This window comes from Streptococcus sanguinis, from assembly GCF_003943735.1.
GTDB lineage: Bacteria > Bacillota > Bacilli > Lactobacillales > Streptococcaceae > Streptococcus > Streptococcus sanguinis_E.
Genome location: NZ_RJMV01000003.1, coordinates 105,377 through 127,848 on the forward strand (window position 1 = coordinate 105,377; position 22,472 = coordinate 127,848).

The following is a 22,472-nucleotide window of genomic DNA, read 5'->3' on the forward strand; positions in this document are numbered from 1 at the left end:
TTCTTTTCTTTTTATAATCTTCTCTTTTTAGTTAAGGGCTGCTAAAAGAGCATCAGCCTGTGCTGAGAGTTCAGCAAGTTTGTCTTCTGCGACAGTCAGTTGACCAGTTCCCCATGCTTCTGGGTTGATACCAACACCTGTGAATGGTTCTACCACATTCATACGAATGAATGGCAGCAGGCTACGGTAGTGCTTGAATACTTCATCTGGTGATGTGCCGTTAGCTACAGATGAAACAGTAACAACCTTAGCATTCAGAGCAGATGGGCCAGTTGGGTCTGACAGATCCAGAGCGCGTGAAGCCCAGTCCAAGAGGTTTTTCACTACTCCTGGAATAGCCCAGTTGTAGACAGGTGAGAAAATCCAGATGGCATCAGCGGCCAAAATTTCTTCACGAACCTTAGCGACAGCAGCTGGAGCAGGACTTTCGATGTCTTGGTTGAAGAATGGTACATCTTTGTAATCAAGATATGAAACTTCTGCCTTACCAGCCAAAGCTTTTTCAGCTTGCTCAGCCAATTGGTGGTTGAAAGAACCTTGACGAAGCGAGCCGACGATGAATAATACTTTAGACATTGCATTGTCTCCTTTTTTATAAAATAAAGAGAAATTTCTCTTGTTACAATATATGTTACAACATTAATCACTAGTTAGCAATTATTTAGCTCATTTTTTTGAAATTTTTTAGAATGCGAATCAAATCTTGTTTATCGTCTTCTTCGAGAATGGACAGAGCTTGCTGGATATTTTTGATATGATCAGGCAGGGCAGTTTCAATTTTAGCTCTGCCTTGTTCCGTCAGACCAATCAAAAAAGCCCGGCGGTCATTTGGGTCGCAGGTGCGGACAATCCAGCCGTCGCGTTCCATATTTTTGATGACGACAGTCATGTTGCCAGAAGTAGCCAATATGCGGTCAATCAGATCCTGAATACGCAGTTCTCCTTTGCTGTACAAGGTTTCTAAGACGGAAAACTGAGTAGGAGTCAAATCATGCTTTTTAAAAATCTGGGCTTCAATGGCACGGATGGTTCTTGCTGCCTTATGAAAGACAATCATGGTTTTCAAATCAAGCAGAGTTTCTTTGCTTAAATCGTCTGTAATCTTCATAACAATATTTTACCAATAAATAGTATCATATGCAAGGATATTGCTTTAGAATTTTGAGAATATTCTCATCAAAAAAAGATAGAAAAATAGGAGTATTTGTAGTATAATGACGGAGTGAAATATAAAAATAGAAATAAAGCCAGTTTTCCAATTTGGCAGTACCTTATCGGTATTTTTATCGTTCTCAGTGTTCTTGTATTTTCATTTTTTGCAGTTTTGCAAGTATCTATGCAGCCGATACAGTCGGCTAAGGAAGTAAGCAGACGCTTGGCCAAGGAATACGCAGATCTTGAAAAAGTGGACTCTTTTGCTATCTACAATGGGCAGGAATCCTACTACAGTCTGCTTGGCAAGACAAGTAAGGGTATCGAAAAAGCTGTTTTGATTGCAAAAGATTCCAATGAGATTCGGGTCTATCGACTGGACCAAGGTGTCAGTCAGGCAGATGCGGAGAGCATTGCCAAGGAAAATGGAGCAGGAACTATTGATAAGGTGACCATGGGCTATTTTAAAGATCAGCCCATCTGGGAAGTCAAGTCGGGAGGCACCTACTACCTGATTGGTTTTGAAAGCGGACAGTTGGTCAGCAAGGAGGGACTATGAAATTATCAAATCGTGTCTTAAAAATGGAAGAAAGCGTGACCTTGGCAACAGCAGCGCGTGCTAAGGCTTTGAAAGCGCAGGGGCGGGATATTCTGTCTCTGACTCTGGGAGAGCCGGATTTTCCGACGCCTAAGAATATCCGAGATGCGGCTGTAGCAGCTATTGAGGATGGGCGTGCTAGCTTTTATACAGTGACTAGCGGTCTGCCAGAGCTAAAAGAAGCAGTGGTAGAGTATTTTGCTAACTATTATGGCTACACAATCCAGCCGAATCAAGTGACGGTGGCAACCGGAGCTAAGTTCTCCCTCTACACCTTCTTTATGAGTGTGCTCAACCCAGGTGATGAAGCTATCATTCCGACGCCTTATTGGGTAAGCTACGGCGACCAAATTAAGATGGCCGAGGGGATTCCTGTTTTTGTTCAAACCACTGAGGAAAATAATTTCAAGGTTACGGTGGAACAGTTGGAAGCTGCTCGGACTGATAAGACCAAGGTCTTGGTTTTGAACTCGCCGTCCAATCCGACTGGTATGATTTATACAGCGGATGAGCTAAGGGCGATTGGAAACTGGGCTGTGGAGCATGATATTCTGATTTTGGCAGATGACATCTATGGACGTCTGGTTTATAACGGTAATAAATTTACACCAATTTCCAGTCTGTCCGAGGAGATTCGCAAGCAGACGGTGGTCATCAATGGTGTCTCTAAGAGCTACTCCATGACAGGCTGGCGGATTGGCTATGCAGTTGGTGAGCCGGAGATTATTGCGGCCATGAGTAAGATTGCAGGTCAGACGACTTCTAACCCGACAGCAGCGGCTCAATATGCAGCAATCGAGGCCTTGACTGGCAGTCAGGAAACGGTTGAAACCATGCGCCAGGCCTTTGAAGAACGTCTTAATACCATCTATCCACTCTTGGCTCAGGTGCCAGGATTTGAAGTGGTCAAGCCGCAAGGGGCCTTCTATCTCTTTCCAAATGTCAAGAAAGCCATGGAAATGAAAGGCTACACAGATGTGACCGAGTTTACGACAGCAATTTTAGAAGAAGTTGGCGTGGCTCTGGTGACTGGAGCAGGATTCGGTGCTCCAGAAAATGTCCGTCTTAGCTATGCGACAGATTTGGACACGCTCAAAGAAGCCGTTCAGCGCTTGCAGCAATTTATGGAGAGTAAATAGACCTCACAATCCGGGATTGCTTGCTAAAGATAATCTACAAAAATTTATAAACAATAGATAAGGACGGACTCAGAGTTCGTCCTTTTCAATTCCCCTCAACTGCATTGGCAAATAGTTTGACAAAATGGTAAAATAATATAGAACATCATAAAATCGCTTTCATATTTTCTGGTCGAATTAAGAAGATTTTGGGCGACAAAGTAAAAGCTGGGAGCAGTTATAATTTAGCTGCTAGGTCTTGTAAACAGGAGTGAAAGGAGAAGGATTTGAAACGACATTTGATTTTCTTATTCATGGGAGTCAGTTTGGTTTTATTGGCCGCTTGTTCTGTTGTTGATTCAGAGAAAGGGTGGACCACAATTTCCCAGTCTAAGACGGATGAACCAAGCTACAGCTTACAAGCAAAAGATAATCACTATCGTATCCACTATTATGAGAATTCTTCGGCCCGTAAGGATTGGTACTTGAATAATTACCAGCCAGCTTTAAATTTAAAGATGCGAACTTTGAATAGTGAGCAATTAAAAAATACTGAAGGAGGATCTGCAAAGCAGGAACTTTCTGGGACGGGCTATGCGGATTTTACGATGGTTTATGAGACTCGCTATAATCCTCAGATTGAGCGAACCTATTTTAAGGTCCGTATTGTAGTTAATGATAAGGGAGGTGTAGACACTAAGAAGAGCAGTATGACCTACTGGAAGACAGAAGAAGAGGTAAAGAATGATCCGCCTATTGATTAAATAGCAGCTATCAATGCTAGATTAAGTTAGTTGAAGTAACTTTCTGATAGAAATCACCACACGACTTATAAATTTGAGGAGTATTTAGTTGAAGATGATGGTGTTTCGGTGTATAATAAAAGAAGTCCATTTGGTCTAGCCCTGCATTCTATTGACTTGCAGTGTGTTCCTCATGGTCTTTTTACTTAAGTAATAATAGGGATGAAGATTATTTTGTACAAAAGGAGATAAAATGGGTTTTATCAGAAAGGAAATAGGGGAAAGAGAGAAGAAGCTTCTCGAGGACTTTTCTATTGAAGAAAAAGAACTGGCTCTGCCATTTTTACTAGAGGATGAGAAGAGAGGAATTTTTCTCTGCGTCAAGCAATTTCGTATTGGGGAAGGGAAATATCAGGTCTTAGCCATGATTCTCGGGGGACACTTGCTTGAATTTCGTCTAGAAGAAGAGCGGGCCGATAGATATCCAGTTTGCAATGAGGAAAATCAAAGTGTAAAAGGTCTATCGACAGAAACAATCTCCCAGCTTGTGATTCCCAAGGTTTTAAAAGGACGAGAGGATAAGATCGTAACAGTGATTCAACATGCCCTGTCGCAAATTAACCCTTATTATGATACAAAGATAAGGGAAGTAAACCACGTGGAGTACAGATAAAGAGGAGATAGGATATGGGATTATTAGAAAAGTGTCTGGATTTTTTACCGACTAGACGGGCGGTCAGTGATATAGAAGAGGAGATGACTTGGGAGGAGGAATTTACCCCTAAAAGAGTTCATCATAAAGCAGTCAGTAGTAGCCCTCAGAAGGAGACTGAGGGAACAGCAACTCTTCCCCAAGAAGGAAGTTGGAAGTTCGTGCACGAGATGATTTCTGAAGAAGGGATTGAGCTTTTAAAGGAAGCTGGTATTGATGACGAGCTAGTCTTTGAGACGGGCGATTGGGTTGCAGATCATGATTTGGGGATTTATCTGGTCCTTTATCGGTTTGGTGGAAGAACCAACTGGAAGAAGACTTATAAGCTAATCTTGCAAGGACAGGTGATTGAATTTAAGACCAAGACCATTTTTCATCAGCAGGATTTTTCTTATGAAGATGGGGAATTCACTAAGGGAGTGATTGTCAAAAATGTCTCCGATATGCTCCTGCCTTTAGCTTTTGAAGGTCAACAGCAGCGCGTGCTCCATATCATTCAAGCGGCTCTGTCAGCAGCTAGCCCGAGCTATGATACGGTCATTTACAGGGCGAACTTTGATTTGGTTTAGGAGGGGAAAATGATATATATTACAAAAGAAGATGTTTTGACTTGGCTGGACAAACATGAGCCAGTGGCCAATCGTCAGAAGGACATTGCGGCTTTTCATAAAGAACTGTCGTTTCGTCTGCAAAGAATGGACTTTCGACCGTCTACCAGTTCAAAAGATCCTCGGAGAGATGTTTGTGAAGATCCTGACCAAGAGCTGACTGTAGCCTTTACTCAGGATTGGGAGGGGAATTATGCGACGATCGATCAGAGTCCAGGAGGTCATATTCTCAGCGATCAGCGCTTTAAGATGGCTTTGAAAAAAGTCTTGAACTATGATGATGACATGGTTGATCGACTGCTATATGGAACAAAAAATTAGTCCTCTTATTCAAAGAGAGTTATCCGCCAGCCTTTAGGAGGCTGGTTTTTTAATTTTTCTGATATTTAGACTCTTCAAGGATAGCTATTGCAATCGCTTTATGGTAAAATATAGAACAGATGTCCAAAAGATTTGTCTTGAAATAAAGTGACATTTAGCAACCAATCTAGGAGGCAGATATGATTGATCATTTTGAGATAAAGGTCAGGAATCTACAAATTTCAAAAGACTTTTATACAAGTTTTCTTTCTCCTCTAGGCTACAAATTGGCTTTTAGAAGTAGTTCTCTACTCAGTTTTGTTGCTCCCAACAGCCCACATCCTGGTGGAGATTTTTGGTTGGGGGAGGGAGAGCAGTCTCCGATTCACTTTGCTTTTTTGGCAGAAAACCATGAGCAGGTTCAAGCTTGTTATGAGGCTGGTTTAAAGGCAGGGGGAAAAGACAACGGTGCGCCAAATTATCGGGGGAACCTTTCATCTTATTATGCAGCCTTTGTTTTAGATCCAGATGGTAATAATGTCGAGGCAGTTTGTCATAAAGAATAAAAAATAGAAAAGAGAAAAAACGTGTCAAAGAAAATCGTAACAATTATTGATGTGAAAAATTATGTTGGTCAAGAAGTGACCATCGGTGCTTGGGTTGCCAATAAGTCAGGTAAGGGTAAGATTGCTTTCTTGCAGCTGCGTGATGGTTCTGCCTTTTTCCAAGGGGTGGCCTTCAAGCCTAACTTTATCGAAAAATTTGGCGAAGAAGAAGGATTGGCGAAGTTTGATACGATTAAAAAGCTTAGCCAAGAAACTTCTGTTTATGTGACAGGGATTGTCAAGGAAGACGAGCGTTCAAAATTTGGCTACGAGCTGGACATTACAGACATCGAAATCATCGGTGAGTCAAATGACTATCCAATCACGCCTAAAGAACATGGGACTGACTTCCTCATGGACAACCGTCACTTGTGGCTGCGTTCTCGTAAGCAAGTGGCTATGATGCAAATCCGCAATGCCATTATCTACGCTACCTATGAATTCTTTGACAAGAATGGCTTTATGAAGTTTGACAGCCCAATCTTATCAGGAAATGCAGCAGAAGACTCAACTGAGCTCTTTGAAACAGACTTCTTCGGAACTCCAGCATACTTGAGTCAGTCAGGTCAGCTTTATCTGGAAGCAGGTGCTATGGCTCTTGGTCGTGTCTTTGACTTTGGTCCTGTATTCCGTGCCGAAAAATCAAAAACCCGTCGTCATTTGACTGAGTTCTGGATGATGGATGCAGAGTATTCATACTTGACGCATGATGAGTCACTTGACTTGCAAGAAGCTTATGTTAAAGCCTTGATTCAAGGTGTTCTTGACCGTGCTCCTCAAGCTTTGGAAACGCTGGAACGTGATGTAGAACTTTTGAAACGCTATATTGCAGAGCCTTTCAAGCGTGTTAGCTATGATGAAGCGATTGACCTCTTGCAAGCCCATGAAAATGATGAGGATGCGGACTATGAGCATCTGGAACATGGTGATGACTTCGGTTCACCACATGAAACATGGATTTCAAACCACTTTGGGGTACCTACTTTTGTTGTGAACTACCCAGCAGCCATCAAGGCTTTCTACATGAAACCTGTTCCTGGAAATCCAGATCGTGTCCTTTGTGCAGACCTACTTGCACCAGAAGGCTACGGTGAAATCATCGGAGGTTCTATGCGTGAGGAGGATTATGACGCTTTGGTTGCTAAGATGGAAGAGCTTGGTATGGATACATCAGAATATGAATTCTACTTGGATCTTCGTAAGTATGGATCTGTTCCACATGGAGGCTTTGGTATCGGTATCGAGCGTATGGTAACCTTTGTAGCAGGGACTAAGCATATCCGTGAAGCCATTCCATTCCCACGTATGCTACACCGTATTAAACCGTAAAACGAATCAAACGCCCATGTGGCGTTTTTTCAACAGTAAACTATGAAATAATCCAAATACAGAATTTTAGAGAAAGAAGAGGTAGGAGTCATGTAAACAGCAGATCAACAAGTGATAAAGGATGAAATTAAAAAACACTTGTTAAAGGAGAAAATATGTTTAAAAGAAGTTATCGGAAAAATATCGGCCTTATGGCCGGAGTTGAATTTTTTGCCTTTCTAGGCATTACTAGTTTTTGGATTTTATTTCTAAGTCAAAACGGTATGTCCCTTTGGCAGATTGGGCTTTTGGAAAGTATTTTTCATGCGACTAGCGTTATTTGTGAAATTCCTTCTGGGATGTTGGCGGATCGCTTTTCCTACAAGACTAATCTGTATCTGAGTCGGATAGCTGGGATTGTGTCTTCTGTTCTCATGTTAGTTGGGCAGGGGAACTTCTGGGTTTATGCGTTGGCTATGGTGATTAGTGCTTGGTCCTATAATTTTGATTCGGGGACAAGCGCAGCCATGGTCTATGATTCATCTGTGGAGGCCGGACTCAAGGAACGTTACTTATCCATCTCCAGCTTTATGTCTGGAGTGGCCGAAGCGACCCGGTCTTTGGGAACGGTCTGGGCTGGATTTTTTGTCCATGGCCAACTGCATCTTACCTACTATATCATGATTGGGACCTCTATCATCGTTCTTTTCTTGACTTGGATGTTGAAGGAGCCAAGTGTCAAAACAGAGAAAGCAGAATGTCTGACCATGAAAAAGATTATCTGGGCTGTCAAAGAGGAGTTGCAAAGAAATCCCAGCCTTTTTATCTGGATGATTCTTTCCCAAATCATCGGAACACTCATGTGTATGTTTTATTTTTACTATCAAAATCAATTGCCTGACTTAAAAGATTGGCAGATTTCGGTAGTTATGCTGATTGGCAGTGCTTTGAATATCTTAGCGGTCTATCTGGCGAGTATGATTGGAAAGAAATATTCTGCCTTAAAACTCTTTCCTTCAGTAGTTCTTTTAACTGGAGTAAGCTACCTGCTGTCCTATTTTGGAACGCCAATCATCTATATTTTGATTTATCTAATCAGCAACGCCTTGTATGCTCTTTTCCAGCCGATTTTTGACAACGATTTACAAAAGAAGCTGCCAAGTGAAGTACGGGCGACCATGCTTAGTGTCTATTCTATGATGTTCAGCCTGAGTATGATTGTCATCTTCCCTGTAACGGGCTGGTTGATCGATTGCTTTGGCTTCGACTGGACTTTTATAGCTTTAGGCGGCTTCTTATTAGCCGTAACGCCACTTTTGTATATGAGTCTAAAGAAAATAAGCCAGAACTTACAAGAAGTCTAATATTCATGTTCTCTTTCTGCTGGTCAGAAGGAGAATATTTTTTACCCTTTGAAAATTATGGTAAAATAAATACAGTTTAATGGAGAAGTAGGCGGTATGAAAGATTTATTGAAATATTTCAAGGGCTATATCAGGGAGTCTTTGCTGGGGCCCTTGTTCAAGCTTTTGGAAGCCAGTTTTGAACTCTTGGTTCCGCTTTTGATTGCGGGGATTGTGGATGAGACCATCCCTAGACACGACAGCTCCCATCTCTACTGGATGGTTTTTCTTTTGATGGGCTTGGCTGCTCTGGGCGTGGTGGTAGCAGTGGTGGCCCAGTATTATTCGTCAAAGGCGGCAGTGGGCTTTACTCGTCAGATGACAAGCGATCTATACCAGAAGATTCTGCGCTTGCCCAAGGCTAGTCGGGATGAGTTGACGACTTCTAGCTTGGTGACTCGACTGACGAGTGACACCTACCAGATTCAGACAGGAATCAATCAATTTCTTCGTCTCTTTCTGCGGGCGCCTATCATCGTTTTTGGCTCCATCATCATGGCCTTTACTATCAGTCCGGTCATTACCTTGTGGTTCTTGCTCATGGTGGCAATTTTAACGGCTATTATCGTCTTCATGTCTCGTCTGATGAATCCTCTCTATGCCAAAATTCGTCAGCTGACTGATCAGCTGGTCAATTTGACTCGTGAGCAGCTACAGGGCATGCGGGTTATACGAGCTTTCGGTCAGACCCAGCGTGAGGTTCAAACCTTTCGAAATCGCAATGAGCTCTATAAAACTTGGCAAATCAGGACGGGAGCTCTGGCTAGTCTGATTAGCCCCCTGACCTTTCTTACGGTCAATGGTACCTTGATTGCTGTGATTTGCCAGGGGAATAGCTTTATCGGCAAGGGCTTACTGACCCAGGGGATGCTAGTGGCCTTGGTCAATTATTTATTGCAAATTTTGGTGGAATTGCTCAAGCTAGCTATGTTGGTCAATTCGCTCAATCAAAGCTATATCAGTGCTGGTCGTATCAGTCAGGTATTCGAGCAAGCGGAAGAAGATGTCCTGCAGGAATTAGTGCAGGAAACAGCTCTGCCAAATCAAGCCATTAAAGTCCAGCAGGTCAGCTTTTCTTATCCAAATGCAGCTAGCCCAGCCTTGACTGGTCTGACTTTTGATTTGAAAAGAGGTCAGACTTTGGGAGTTATTGGTGGAACAGGTTCAGGGAAGTCGACCCTAGTCCAGCTGCTGGCTCATCTTTATCCTGTGGCTGCTGGTCAGTTGACCATCTTTTTCCAAGGACGCAGTCCTAAAAATCTCATAGAATGGCGGTCTTGGATCAGTCTGGTGCCTCAGAAGGCGGAGCTTTTTCAAGGAACTGTTCGCTCCAATCTGACCTTGGGCATGTCAACCAAGCCAACAGACGCAGACCTATGGCAGGCTTTAGAGATTGCTCAGGCAGCGGACTTTGTCTCTCAGAAGGAAGGTGGCTTGGATGCGACTGTAGAGGCCTTTGGTCGGAATTTTTCTGGCGGTCAGCGGCAGCGTTTAACCATTGCAAGAGCTGTCTTGCGGAGGGCGCCTTTCTTGGTTTTAGATGATGCAACCTCTGCTCTGGACTATCTGACAGAGGCTAGACTCTTGCAGGCTATTAAGAATGAATTGACAGAGACCAGTATGGTCTTGATCTCTCAGCGGACCAATAGCTTGCGTTCAGCGGATCAAATCTTAGTGCTGGATAAGGGAGAACAGGTGGCTCTTGGTCGCCACGAGGAACTCTTAACTAGCTCTGCTATTTACCGAGAAATCCATGACTCACAGCATAGTCAAGGAGAGGAGGGAAAGCATGAAGCATAAGACATCACCTAGCAGCTTGAGGCGTTTGACTCGAGATTTGCTACAGGCGCGCTGGCTCTTTCTCCTAGCTAGTCTGGGAACGGTGGCTCAAGTGACTCTGACTGTTCTTCTTCCAGTTTTAATCGGAAATGCGGTTGATAGCGTTCTTCTTCCTCAAGCGGAGCAACGTTTGATGCCGATTTTGGGGCAGATGCTGTTGGTCATCTTAGCCAATACGCTGATTCAATGGCTCAATCCCTTGCTCTATAATCAGCTGGTCTATCGCTATAGCCAGCAGCTCCGACAGGGTGTTATCAAAAAAGTTCATTATCTGCCTTTGGCTTATCTGGACCGGCAGGGAACTGGCGACTTGGTCAGTCGGGTAACGACGGACTTGGAGCAGCTCAGCAATGGCCTGCTTATGGTTTTCAATCAATTTTTTGTGGGTTTGCTGACAATCTTAGTGACTATCATTAGCATGGCCAGATTGGACCTTTTCCTCCTGCTTTTGGTTCTGCTTTTGACGCCCCTTTCTCTCTTCTTAGCGCGTTTTATAGCCAAAAAGAGTTTTATCTTTTTCCAACGACAGACGCAGGCGAGAGGAGCTCAGACTCAACTGATTGAGGAAAGTCTGACCCAGGAAAGTCTGATACAGGCTTTTAATGCCCAAGAGCAGTTTGACCAAGTCTTCACTCGCAGTAATCAGACTTATGCAGACTATTCGCAGGCTGCTATTTTCTATTCTTCAACGGTTAATCCTTCGACTCGTTTTATCAATGCCCTGATCTATGCTTTGATTGTGGGCTTTGGGGCTGTCCGAATCATTCAGGGAACAGGCTTTACGGTCGGGCAGCTGGTAACCTTTCTCAACTATGTCAACCAGTACACCAAGCCTTTCAATGATATATCGTCAGTCATGTCTGAATTGCAGAGCGCTTTAGCTTGTGCGGAGCGGATTTACAGCGTTTTAGACAAAGAAGAAATAACTGAGCCCGGTCAGGAAATCCTCCAGTCGGAAGATGCCAGAGGACAGATTAGCTTTGAGCATGTGGCTTTTGGCTATGAGCCTGGCAAAGAGCTGATTCAGGATTTGAATATAAGGATTCCAGCAGCTAGTAAGGTCGCCATTGTCGGGCCAACTGGTGCTGGTAAGTCTACTTTAATCAATCTCCTCATGCGCTTTTACAATGTTGATAGTGGTCTTGTTTCGCTAGACGATGTTCCCATCACGCATTACACCAGAGTCTCTTATCGTCAGCAGTTTGGTATGGTACTGCAAGAGACTTGGCTCAAGACGACGACCATTCATGACAACATAGCTTTTGGCCGGCCAGATGCTAGCCGAGAAGAAGTCATTGCAGCTGCCAAGGCAGCCAATGCGCATTTCTTTATCCAGCAGCTACCTCAGGGGTATGATACCTACTTGGCAGATGCAGGGGACTCCTTGTCTCAAGGTCAGCGGCAGCTCTTGACCATTGCGCGCGTCTTCCTCGCTGTTCCTAAAATCCTAATCTTGGATGAGGCGACTTCCTCCATCGATACCCGGACAGAAGTCTTGATTCAGGAGGCTTTCAGCAAGCTCATGGTGGGGCGTACTAGCTTTATCATCGCCCACCGCCTGTCTACTATTCAAAATGCGGACATCATCCTCGTCATGGTAGATGGTGATATCGTCGAACATGGTAATCATCAGGAGCTCATGGCAGCGAGAGGTGTTTATTACCAAATGCAGACGGCGCAGGAGTAAGAGGGGAGCTTTATTAAAGTTTACATATTGATGCTAAACAGAATTAAAAGAGTTGGAATTTCCAACTCTTTTTGCTTATAGACTATAGTACTATGAAACAATAAAATAAATATTCTCATTGTCTATACATACATCTGATGTATGGTTGTAGATTTGGTTCAGTTCATTGAGCCTATCAATAAAAACAGATGTTTTAGCATTTTCTAATTTTTTGAATGATTTAATTATATCTTTTTCCATTTTCTTTGCGCTTTTATTTAGCTCTTCTCCGCCGTCTTGGAGAAATTCATCTACAGGGCTGTCCTTGATAAAAGGAATATTTCCTAAGAAACCGCCTATTGCTTTGCTTGCTTCTCCTACACCTTTCAATACATTGGATTCAATAGAGGATTCGCTCATTTTTTCTAAATAATTTAGACATTTTGTAAACATGGCAGAATAGGCAGAAGAAAGTTTTTCGATTTCTTCTTTGATAGATAATATATTTTTTTCAGCTAAATTTCCACTGAGCATAATTTCGATATAAGATGCCAGTGAATAGGTGTATAGAGATAAGCTGTAGTATTTAAATTTCTTACTAATTTTTTTCTTAGCTGATGAAACTTCTGATTGGATGATAAGAAGAGGGTTAGACTTTAAATCTTCTTCTAATTTTTTTTGGTAGGAAGTCATTTGCTGTCTCGCACTTCTCTGAATATCCATTACCATTTTATGGCTACTGGAGACGAAGTGGCTATTGTCCCAATTATGCTTATATTTCCTAATTAAATCCATCAATGTCTCGGCATCGGCTTCAATTGAGGACTCTTTTTCGGTTTCTAAAAATGATAAAATTTGTTTCTCAAGTTCAACAATATTGTCTAATCTTTTCTCAACAGAATATAAGAGTGCAGCGACAATGATAACTTGTGGTTGAATCATCAATCCTTCATTTGCAAGTTCACTTATTTCTTGAAGTTGGACAAATTTCGAGCCTCCATCTGCTTTTCGCAGAGCTCCCCAGTAGTTACCATTTTTTGCCTTTTTTAAGGTATCGCCAGTAGTTTTATTAACAATGCGATAGGCTTTTTCGCCATTATTTCCTTGGACAACTTTTGTCAAATTAGGGATAAGAGAAGCTACAGTAGTTCCTAATTCTGACAATTCAATAATTGGTAACTTCATTGTAGTTGGTTGTTCAATTTCAGAACGAGTTTGTAAAAGTATCTGATCTGTGAGTTCAACGAATTGGGTTTGTTCGTTAAAAATCTCCTTTTTGTTAAGTGTGTTTTCAGCAGCAATATTTATGATATCTCCCATGTTTAAAACCTGAACTTTCTATGAAACTATCTTCATTATAAAGGAAGTGACCATAAGTAGTCAATAAAGATAGTGAAGAAAATTTTGGAATTACTTTTCAAGTTCAACTTTCTCCAACCCTGTCTCCGTAAGTCGATAAATCTTCTGGCAGACTTTTTTGAGAAAGATACGGTCATGGGAGACAGTGATAATGGCGCCAGGATAGGTGGCTAAAAGCTGGCGAACCTGAGGCTGGGAGGTGGGAGAGAAGTTGCGGGTTGGCTCGTCCAGCAGGAGGACATTGGGACGGTCTAGGACTAGTTTAAGCAGGAGGAGCTTTGCTTTTTGACCTCCGGAAAGCTGCCCAATCGGGTGGCGGGCCTCGTCGCGCGTGAATTGGAGGCTGGCTAGATGAGTCAGGATTTTCTCCTCATGGGACTTGTCGCCAAAGGGAGCTAGAAAGTCCAAAGGGCTGCTCTCATCAGCCAGCATGTCTCCATAATGCTGGGGCATGTAGCCGACCCGCATATCTGTCCGCTCACGCAGGATCTTCCATATTTCTTTAAGCAAAGTGGATTTTCCTGCACCATTAGCACCAATCAGTCCGATTTTTTCCTGGCCGCAGACCTCCAGAGTCAGGTTTTCCGCCAGTTGTCGTTCGTCTTTTTCCAGTTTCATTCCTTCTAATTTGAGGATTCTTTTGGTCAATGGCAGAGCTTCTATGTCTGAGAAGTGAAGGCTGATGACATCTTCCTGTGTCGGAATTTCGGTCATTTCAGCGCCTGCCTTTTCAAATCGTTTGCCCTGCGAGAGGACGTTTTTCATCTTCTTAGCCACCAGTCGACCTGCAGTAGCGTCATGGGTGTTTCGTAAAGTATGCTCCACACTCTGCTTAACCCGTCGGTGTTTTTCCATGGTCTTGGCATGTTCTTCCCGCTCTTTTCGTGCTAGTTGCCCCTGTTTTTCAAAAGCCTCCTGACGTTGATGGCGGTAATTTTCATAGTCCAGACTCTTGACACTGGTTCTAGCTTCCTGCTTCTTTTTTATTCGTTCCAGATGAACAATCTTGGTCGCAGCTTGAGCGAGAAAGTGCTCGTCGTGAGAGACGAAAAGAACCGTTCTCTGGCTGTGGCTGATAAAGCTTTCCAGCCAAGTCAGAGTTTCGAGATCAAGGTCATTGGAGGGCTCGTCAAGAAAGAGAATGTCCCAATCGCTGGCTAGTTTCTTGATAAGCTGGACTTTAAGCTTTTCTCCTCCAGATAGGCTAGAGAGCTGCTGCTGACTGGCAAAACGCTGGTTGTCAAAGTTGAGCTCTCCAGCATAGCGGTAGAGCTTGGCATAGTCCAGCTCTGTCTCAAAATCAGCAAAGAAATAGTCATTAAGCGTCAGTTGGGCATCTTCTGAAGGCAACTGCTGGGGCAGGTAGACAGCAGCAGTATAGGACTTATCAATCTGTCCGCTGTAGCTGACATAGGAGCTGACCAGTCGCTCGTCTAGCAGGAGCTTGAGCAGGGTGGACTTGCCATTGCCCTCCTCACCGATAATAGCGACCTTGTCTCCTTGATTAACAGTCAGTGACAAATCTTTGACTAACTCCTTCAGGTCTTTTAGGTGGGTTATCGTTAGGTTTCTTATTTGAAGCATAGATGTCTCCTTTGTTTTACAACACAAAATACAGCCCTGCTTTATTTAGCAGAGCTGTTTTTGATTGCACAAAGCAGACACAGGAGTGCCCCAGTAGGATAATTCATCTATAGGGTTCCAGCTTGTATTGTCAAAGAAGTGACAGGATTGATCTAAAGATAAGCAAATAGAAGCTAGAAAGCACAAAAAAATGAACATCCCGCGGATATGCAGAAACATGACAAAATCTACTAAATAAAGTTTCCTTTAAAAAATAGACTTAATTTTTCATGTCTCCGTGTACCTCCGAAATAGTTCTGTCTTAAGTCTAGCAAAAGATAGCAGATTCGTCAAGCGCTTTCAAATAAATAAAAATTTTTTAAAAGATTTTGGAGCTAATTTTTATAAACTCTCTAAGAATATTGATTTCAAGGCTTTTAAGCTGATTTTAATATATAATTTTTTAATTATATAAAAATTTGACATATACCAGAAAATTATATATAATCGTCTTGTATATAAAAATTATATATATAAAATGATTACACAAATAGGCCTAAAATTTGTAAAAGATAAGAAGAGCTGGAATGGGATAGATTCCAGTCGTCATTTTAAATTGTATCTAAGGAGTAAGAAACCATGCCAAAAACTTTATTTCTCTGGCTTTTGACAGTCCTAAGCTTAGGACTAGTAAAAACGCCTCAAGCTAAGACGATGGAGCAATCTTTGAAGTCTAACACGGCGGTCATTCAGATTAGCCAAAAAATTCAGGACCATGTCAAGAAAGATGATGCGACAAGAGTGGCTGTAGAAGCAGTAACTTTTGATTAGATGATGCAAATCATTGCTTAAGAAAGGAGAAAGATATGCTAAGAATTTTTATCCGAATGGTATACAGAAGTATCGCCTATGCGATTGTTGAAGCTAAATAGAAAGGAAATGCTATGAAAAAATCATTTATTCTAACGCTTCTAACGATTATAACTCTAGGGCTCTTCCAGCCGGTTATTGCCTTGGCTGAGGAGCAGAAGCTGCCGTCTGGTACAGAACGCAGCCAAATCGGTCAAAAAATCGAAAGTTTTGTCAAGGAACATGAAAAAACAACAGCTGGTTTGGCGACAACGGTCTTTGATAAGGATGGCACCATCTACAAAGGAAACTTTGGCTATATGAACAAGGAAAAGAAAGTCAAAACGGATGATAGCAGCGTTTTAGAATGGGGATCGGTTACCAAGCTGACGGTTTGGGTCTCCGTCATGCAGCTCTGGGAAGAGGGAAAGATTGACCTAGAGGAAGACATCCGCACCTATCTGCCAGAGGGATTTTTAAAAAACCTTCGCTATGACAAGCCGATCACTATGATTGATCTCATGAACCATCAGGCGGGATTTAGCGAGTCAATTCAGGGCCTTAAGGAAGAGACAGGATTGACAATTGAGGAAAGCTTAGCCAATAATCAGCCAACCCAGTCCTACGAACCCGGCACCATGGCCAGCTACTCAAACTTCTCTGCCGGTTTGGCGAGCTATATCGTCGAGCGAATCTCCGGACAGGACTTCTCTACCTATGTCCATGAGCATATCTTCCAGCCATTAGAGATGAATGATACAGCTATGTCTTCAGATTTGAAGGATAATCTTAAGGTTTATAAGAAGCGAATGGAGGCCTTGTCCTATAGTGCAGATGGTCAGACTTCGAAGGGGACTGCCTATTTATACTCAGCGCTCTATCCAATGGGAAATGCTGCCTCTACCATGGCTGACTTTCAGAAGTTTGCCCAAGCGCTTTTGAAGAAAGAGAAGCTCTTCCAGCGAGCTGAGACTTGGGCGACCCTATACACAGTGACCTCGACCTATCCAGGGACAGAGCTGCCGCTCAATATGCACGGTTTCTGGGCTACAGAGTTTGGCATGACTGTTGTCGGCCATAGCGGTAATACCTTGGGGTATTCCTCTTTCATCCTGCTAGACTTGAAAAATGGCATCGGTATGACTATCATGACGAATCAAGAACACGAATTCGTCTACAACCATGAGATGCCGGCTTTGGTCTTTGGACCTAAGAAAAAGACGGACTCAGCCACCTTTGACAAATTCCAGTCTGGAAATTACCGATCTACTCGCTACTTTGCCAGTGGTCCTATGTCTATCTCTAGAAGCTTATTCCTCTATACTAGTTTTGTCAAGAAATCCGAGGACAATCCACTTTTGAGTCAGGATTTTTCAGTAGTCAGTGGCAGCGGAGATAAGGTCAAGGTGACAACTCCTTATGGAAGTTATTTCAGAGTCAAGGATAGCGAAATTTTGGCAGACTGGGCCATGCTTATTTCATCGGTAGTCGGAATTGTTTTCGGTATCATTCTCTTTTTGGTACGGGGTGGTTTAGATCTTTTCCGATTGGTATTCAAAAAAGGCCAGCCTAAAACACCTAAGAAACTTCGGATTTGGACTTATCTGACCTCTTTAGCGGCAGTAGGAGTGGCTTTAAATTTCTATGGCCTTGTTGCAGCTTTTCTAGCAAGTAATCGTAGTTACCCCTATAGCATATGGCCTTATATAGTCTTTGCAGTTCTAGGTTTAATCTTAGCAGGATGTGCCATCTACCCGTTCTTGAGTAAGGCTAAAAAGGGACTTGGCAAAGGTCGGCTCTTATTGACAATCATGACGAGTCTATCTGCTCTCGCTATTGTAGCTAACATTCTTTATTGGTCGCTCTACCAGTGGTGGGCATTTTGATTATTTTCCCGCTTTCTTTTTGGGAATGGACTGTCTCATGAGGTAAACCGTTTGATTAATTCTTTTTACAATCTTAAGGTTAGTGATTTTTCAACAGGAACTGAAGTACAATAGCTGTCTTTTATGCAGAGCGCGGCTAAACGAGGCAAAAAATTAAGGACCTTATCAGACTACAAAAAGCAAGCAGATAAAATCAAACCATTTAAAGGAGAAAATCCTATGACCAATGAAACAAGAATAGAACCACAACCAAAACTAGTCTGGCCGTTCCTAGCCTGGAACTTCGGCTGGACTTGGGGATTTATGTTTCTAGCTATCATTCTCAAAAATCTCTGGCCAGAAAATCCACCTATACTCTATCTGGCTCTGGAAGGCCTCCTAACGAGTCTCAGTATGTTCGGACCGGTGATAGCAAGCCTAATAGTGCTGAAAATAAAAGGCTTCAAAGCCATTTGTTCCTTTATCTTCTCAAGCAAGAAAGGGACTTGGCTCTATCTCCTACTCTTCAGTGGAAGTCTGGCAGTGACTTTTGCATTAGCTTCCGGAGGCAAGCTAGTAGACGGAGCTCTGCTTTCATTTATTGCTTCCTTTATCTACCTTATGACCTTGGCTGGTGGCATGGAAGAGCCTGGCTGGCGAGGCTTTCTGCAGCCGGCTTTGGAAAAGAAGTTCTCTATGTTTATCGCCTCCTCGATAACTGGACTAGCTTGGGCTTGCTGGCATATTCCTCTCTGGTTTTATGACCGCTTTTATGATCGAAGTCAGAATCCCTTTCTAGTCTATATCATTGTAACTATAGTCCAGTCCATCTGGTTTGCTGCACTGCATAAGAAGACGAAATCTGTCCTTGCCTGTATGGTTTTCCATGCCCTGCTAGATATTCTGATAGAAACCTTTGTCGGCATCAACCTAGCTGATAAGTTTGATTTCTCTCAGGTCAACTTCCTCTTTTACCTTGGCGGCTTGGGCATTCTGACCCTTTACAGTATTTATCTCTGGTATCGGGCGGATAAGGAGACGAAAAATTCATGATTAAAAAACAAGAATAAGCTGATTCTAAAATTGAAAGGAGACTGCACAAATTATCTGAACTTAGCTTATGTGAATGTTTGAGTTGAACAGAAAGGAAATGCTATGAAAAAATCATTTATTCTAACGCTTCTAACGATTATAACTCTAGGAATTTTCCGGCCAGTTACCGCTTTGGCTGAAGAACAGAAGCTGCCGTCTGGTACGGACCGTGACAAAATCGGTCAGAAAATCCAAGACTTTGTCAAGGAACATGAAAAGACGATAGCTGGTATGGCAACAACCGTTTTTGACAAGGACGGGACTATTTACCAAGGTAGTTTTGGCTATATGAACAAGGAAAAACGCATTAAAGCCGACGACAGTAGTGTCTTTGAATGGGGGTCAGTAGGGAAACTAGCTATCTGGGTCTCCGTCATGCAGCTCTGGGAAGAGGGCAAGATTGACCTTGACGAAGACATTCGCACCTATCTGCCAGAGGGATTTATGAAGACTTTGCGCTACGACAAGCCCGTCACTATGACAGACCTCATGAACCATCAGGCCGGCTTTGGCGAGTCTACCCACGCCTACAAGGAAGATAAGGGCTTGTCTATTGAGGAGATTCTGGCAGTTAATCAGCCAGAACAGTCTTACGAACCAGGCACCATGACAGCCTACTCGAACTTTTCAGCTAGTCTGGCAGCCTATATCGTTGAGAGAATCTCCGGTCAGGACTTCTCGGCCTATGTCCATGAGCATATCTTTCAACCACTAGGGATGAAAGACACTGCTCTATCAGCCGACTTTAAGGAAAATCCAAAGATTTACCAGAAGCGGATGGAGCAGATCTCTTATCGGGCGGACGGTCAGACATCTATGGGAACTAGCTATTTCCATCTTGGGCTTTACCCAGCGGGGAATGCTGTCTCCACTTTGGCTGACTTCCAGAAGTTTGCCCAAGCGCTTTTGAAGAAAGAAAAGCTTTTCAAGCATGCTGAGACTTGGACAACCCTTTACACAGCAACCTCGAATTATCCAGGAACGGACATGCCGCTCAATATGCACGGTTTTTGGACACGGGAGTACGGTACGACGCTTGTTGGCCATGGCGGAAACTCGATTGGCTATTCATCTTATATTCTGCTGGACTTGAAGAATGGTATAGGTATGTCCGTTATGACGAATCAAGATCATGAGTTGGTTTATAACTATGAAATGCCAGCCTTGATTTTTGGACCTAAGAAAAAGACGGACTCAGCCACCTTTGACAAATTCCAGTCTGGCAATTACCGATCTGCTCGCTCCTTTGCCAGTGGTCCTATGTCTATCTCCAGAATCTTACTTTACACTCAGTTTGTGAAGAAATCCAAGGACAATCCGCTTTTGACTCAGAATTTTTCAGTAGTCAGCGGTAGTGGAGACGAGACTAAGGTAACAGCTTCCTATGGCGACAACTTCAGAGTCAAAGATAGCGAGATTCTGAAAGACTGGTCCTTGCTTATTTCAGCGGCAGCCGGAATTGTTTTCAGTATCATTCTCTTTTTAGCACGGGGCGGACTGGATCTCTTCCGATTGGTCTTCAAAAAAGGTCAATCTAAAACACCAAAACCTCTTCGTATCTGGACTTACCTAACTTCTTTAGCTGGAGTAGGTGTGGCTATAAACTTCCTCCTCCTCTTCAACACATTTGCTACCGACGATCTGAGCTTTCTAGCTAGCTGGCGCTATATTGTCTTTGCCAGTCTGGGATTGATTCTGGCTGGCTGTGCAGTCTTTCCACTTCTGACCAAGGCAAGAAAAGGGCTGAGTAAGAGCCGACTCTACCTGACTGTCTTGACTAGTCTGTCAGCTCTAGCTATCGTTGTCAATATTCTCTATTGGTCACTTTATCAGTGGTGGGGTCTGTAATAAGCGCAGATCCATTGCACAAAGGAGTCTCTCATGAAAAAATCTATTTTAATCATTCTTTTAACCATTTTGACGCTAGGAATCTTCCGACCGAGCGCTGTTTTAGCTGACTCGCAGAAGCTCCCTTCTGGCACGGAGCGCAGCCAAATCGGTCAAAAAATCGAAAGTTTTGTCAAGGAACATGAAAAGACAACTGTCGGAATGACGACCGCTGTCTTTGATAAAAACGGGACCATCTACAAGGGAAACTTTGGATATGTGGATAAGGAAAACAAAGTCAAAGTTGACGATGACAGTGTTTTTGAATGGGCTTCAATCACTAAACTGACGGTCTGGGTATCGGTCATGCAGCTCTGGGAAGAGGGCAAAATCGACCTAGAAGCAGACATCAAAACTTATCTGCCAGAAGGCTTTCTCCGCAATCTTCGCTACGATAAGCCTATCACCATGCTGGATCTGATGAACCATCAGGCTGGCTTTGATGAAATGCCACTCTACAAAAAGGGAGACAAGAGCGACTTGGAAGAGCAGTTCCGTGATTACCAGCCTATTCAGTCCTTTGAGCCGGGTACGACGACATCATACTCTAACTTCAGCACGGCTTTAGCATCTTATATCGTGGAGCGGATATCTGGGCAGAAGTATGCAGACTATGTCCATGAGCATGTTTTTGAGCCGCTGGGCATGGATCGTACTGCTATCTTGCCTGACTTATCGGACAATGCCTATGTACAGGAAAAGCGCAAGGAGGACAAGGGCTATGATGACCAAGGTAAGCTCTTGGGTGATACACCATTTAAGCTCTGGATGTACCCAGTCGGAGGGGCTGTGGGGACTCTAGGAGACCTGCAGAAATTCGCCCAGGCCTTGCTGGAACGTAAGACGCTCTTTCATCGTCCAGAAACTTGGACCGAGCTTTACTCAACAACCTCTACCCACCCTGGTACGGATATTGTTCGTAATGCTCATGGCTTTTGGGCCAGTCACTACGGTGTTACCTTGCTGGGACACAGTGGTAATGCTGATGGCTTTTCTAGCTATCTTTACTTGGATCTGAAAAATGGCATCGGCCAAGTCATCTTAACCAATCAACTGTATGAACAAGTTTACAATGTTCAAATGCCGGAGCTGATATTTGGCAAGATGCAGACTGTCAGCGAAGCAACTAAAAAGCAATTCAAGTCTGGCTCTTACCACTATCTGAGAAGCTATAATAGGGGGCCACTGTCCTTCATGCTCATGATTCCCGGGGCCATCCAAAAGATTAACAAAGTCTCAGATCAGCCGGATCTGCTAAGCACTTTCTGGACTATTGACCGAAGCCAAGGTGCTGACCGCCTCGAATTCGGTGTCCTTAATGCAGAAAGGATTTCTGATTCAGTTCTCTTTAGGCATTATCTAGTCGTGTTTCTCGGAGCTCTGGCGCTCGTGTTTGCTTTGGGAAATGTCTTGATTAGTTCTTTGATTGGCGGTTTCCGTCTCATCCTGCGTAAAGCAAAAAGTTCGGCTCCTCGCTCTTGGAAGATTTGGAATTTCCTGACTTCTCTAGGAATGCTGTTGTTTACTGGCAATCTCATTCTGCTTTTACTGGCTGCCATAAATCAGGATTACTCAATTGTTCAATCTTGGCGCTATATGGTCTTTGCAGGACTGGGCCTGTTCTTAGCAGGATGTGCGGTTTATCCGCTCTTTAGCAAGGCTCGAAAGAGTCTCGGAAAAGGTCGCCTCTTCCTGACGGTTCTGACTAGTCTATCTGCACTCGCTATCGTAGCCAATATTCTCTACTGGTCGCTTTACCAGTGGTGGGTGATGTGATAAGTTGCCTGTCTTCCTTTGGGAAGGTG

At 43.3% G+C, this 22,472-nt stretch carries 20 protein-coding genes; 16 read left to right on the forward strand and 4 right to left on the reverse strand.

Going from position 1 to position 22,472, the window contains the following annotated elements; genetic code table 11:
* Positions 1-27: 27 nt before the first annotated feature.
* Both D8877_RS04840 and D8877_RS04845 read right to left on the reverse strand, forming a co-directional pair.
* Complete coding sequence (locus D8877_RS04840; protein ID WP_002895223.1) at positions 28-576, reverse strand: NADPH-dependent FMN reductase; 549 nt, start codon at positions 574-576, stop codon at positions 28-30.
* A gap of 85 nt (positions 577-661) precedes the next feature.
* Positions 662-1,108 (reverse strand): MarR family winged helix-turn-helix transcriptional regulator, encoded by a 447-nt coding sequence (locus D8877_RS04845; RefSeq protein ID WP_111675678.1) that lies wholly within the window; start codon positions 1,106-1,108, stop codon positions 662-664.
* Positions 1,109-1,222: 114 nt separating this feature from the next.
* Here D8877_RS04845 and D8877_RS04850 point away from each other — a divergent pair, with 114 nt between their 5' ends.
* The 11 genes from D8877_RS04850 (at position 1,223) to D8877_RS04900 (ending at position 12,073) form a co-directional block, all read left to right on the forward strand.
* On the forward strand, positions 1,223-1,711 hold the full coding sequence (locus D8877_RS04850; protein ID WP_111675679.1) for a cell wall elongation regulator TseB-like domain-containing protein: 489 nt from the start codon (positions 1,223-1,225) through the stop codon (positions 1,709-1,711).
* On the forward strand, positions 1,708-2,889 hold the full coding sequence (locus tag D8877_RS04855; RefSeq protein ID WP_111675680.1) for a pyridoxal phosphate-dependent aminotransferase: 1,182 nt from the start codon (positions 1,708-1,710) through the stop codon (positions 2,887-2,889). The genes D8877_RS04850 and D8877_RS04855 overlap by 4 nt, the downstream gene beginning before the upstream one ends.
* Positions 2,890-3,155: 266 nt before the next feature.
* The gene (locus D8877_RS04860) at positions 3,156-3,632 is read left to right on the forward strand and encodes a hypothetical protein (protein ID WP_125341383.1); all 477 of its coding nucleotides are present in this window, start codon (positions 3,156-3,158) and stop codon (positions 3,630-3,632) included.
* A 232-nt stretch (positions 3,633-3,864) separates the two neighbouring features.
* Complete coding sequence (locus D8877_RS04865; RefSeq protein ID WP_125341384.1) at positions 3,865-4,284, forward strand: hypothetical protein; 420 nt, start codon at positions 3,865-3,867, stop codon at positions 4,282-4,284.
* Between the two features lie 14 nt (positions 4,285-4,298).
* A complete protein-coding gene (locus D8877_RS04870) occupies positions 4,299-4,892 on the forward strand; it encodes a hypothetical protein (protein ID WP_125341385.1) in 594 nt (197 codons plus the stop codon).
* Between the two features lie 9 nt (positions 4,893-4,901).
* Positions 4,902-5,252 carry a hypothetical protein gene (locus D8877_RS04875; protein WP_125341386.1) on the forward strand — a complete coding sequence of 117 codons (351 nt, stop codon included), beginning with the start codon at positions 4,902-4,904 and terminating at the stop codon, positions 5,250-5,252.
* 179 nt (positions 5,253-5,431) lie between these two features.
* Positions 5,432-5,797, forward strand: coding sequence for a VOC family protein (locus D8877_RS04880; protein ID WP_002906354.1), 366 nt, complete (start codon positions 5,432-5,434; stop codon positions 5,795-5,797).
* Positions 5,798-5,818: 21 nt separating this feature from the next.
* On the forward strand, positions 5,819-7,165 hold the full coding sequence (gene asnS, locus D8877_RS04885; protein WP_125341387.1) for an asparagine--tRNA ligase: 1,347 nt from the start codon (positions 5,819-5,821) through the stop codon (positions 7,163-7,165).
* A 155-nt stretch (positions 7,166-7,320) separates the two neighbouring features.
* Positions 7,321-8,508, forward strand: coding sequence for an MFS transporter (locus D8877_RS04890; protein ID WP_125341388.1), 1,188 nt, complete (start codon positions 7,321-7,323; stop codon positions 8,506-8,508).
* Between the two features lie 96 nt (positions 8,509-8,604).
* On the forward strand, positions 8,605-10,347 hold the full coding sequence (locus D8877_RS04895; RefSeq protein ID WP_125341389.1) for an ABC transporter ATP-binding protein: 1,743 nt from the start codon (positions 8,605-8,607) through the stop codon (positions 10,345-10,347).
* On the forward strand, positions 10,337-12,073 hold the full coding sequence (locus D8877_RS04900; RefSeq protein WP_125341390.1) for an ABC transporter ATP-binding protein: 1,737 nt from the start codon (positions 10,337-10,339) through the stop codon (positions 12,071-12,073). The genes D8877_RS04895 and D8877_RS04900 overlap by 11 nt, the downstream gene beginning before the upstream one ends.
* Before the next feature lie 90 nt (positions 12,074-12,163).
* On the opposite strand, the gene D8877_RS04905 is transcribed toward D8877_RS04900, so the two are convergent.
* Both D8877_RS04905 and D8877_RS04910 read right to left on the reverse strand, forming a co-directional pair.
* Positions 12,164-13,372 (reverse strand): DNA helicase UvrB, encoded by a 1,209-nt coding sequence (locus D8877_RS04905; protein ID WP_125341391.1) that lies wholly within the window; start codon positions 13,370-13,372, stop codon positions 12,164-12,166.
* A gap of 90 nt (positions 13,373-13,462) precedes the next feature.
* Positions 13,463-14,995: an ATP-binding cassette domain-containing protein gene (locus D8877_RS04910; RefSeq protein ID WP_125341392.1), complete on the reverse strand. Its 1,533-nt coding sequence runs from the start codon at positions 14,993-14,995 to the stop codon at positions 13,463-13,465.
* Positions 14,996-15,613: 618 nt separating this feature from the next.
* Here D8877_RS04910 and D8877_RS04920 point away from each other — a divergent pair.
* The 5 genes from D8877_RS04920 to D8877_RS04940 all read left to right on the forward strand — a co-directional run bounded on the left by D8877_RS04920 (position 15,614) and on the right by D8877_RS04940 (position 22,443).
* Positions 15,614-15,805 carry a hypothetical protein gene (locus D8877_RS04920; protein WP_124766133.1) on the forward strand — a complete coding sequence of 64 codons (192 nt, stop codon included), beginning with the start codon at positions 15,614-15,616 and terminating at the stop codon, positions 15,803-15,805.
* A gap of 113 nt (positions 15,806-15,918) precedes the next feature.
* Positions 15,919-17,709 (forward strand): serine hydrolase domain-containing protein, encoded by a 1,791-nt coding sequence (locus tag D8877_RS04925; RefSeq protein ID WP_125341394.1) that lies wholly within the window; start codon positions 15,919-15,921, stop codon positions 17,707-17,709.
* Positions 17,710-17,928: 219 nt separating this feature from the next.
* Positions 17,929-18,741 carry a CPBP family intramembrane glutamic endopeptidase gene (locus D8877_RS04930; protein WP_125341395.1) on the forward strand — a complete coding sequence of 271 codons (813 nt, stop codon included), beginning with the start codon at positions 17,929-17,931 and terminating at the stop codon, positions 18,739-18,741.
* A 102-nt stretch (positions 18,742-18,843) separates the two neighbouring features.
* Entirely contained in the window at positions 18,844-20,628 is a 1,785-nt protein-coding gene (locus tag D8877_RS04935) for a serine hydrolase domain-containing protein (RefSeq protein ID WP_125352600.1), read from the forward strand.
* Positions 20,629-20,661: 33 nt separating this feature from the next.
* Positions 20,662-22,443, forward strand: a complete 1,782-nt coding sequence (locus D8877_RS04940) for a serine hydrolase domain-containing protein (RefSeq protein WP_125352602.1) — start codon at positions 20,662-20,664, stop codon at positions 22,441-22,443.
* The last annotated feature ends 29 nt before the right edge of the window (positions 22,444-22,472 follow it).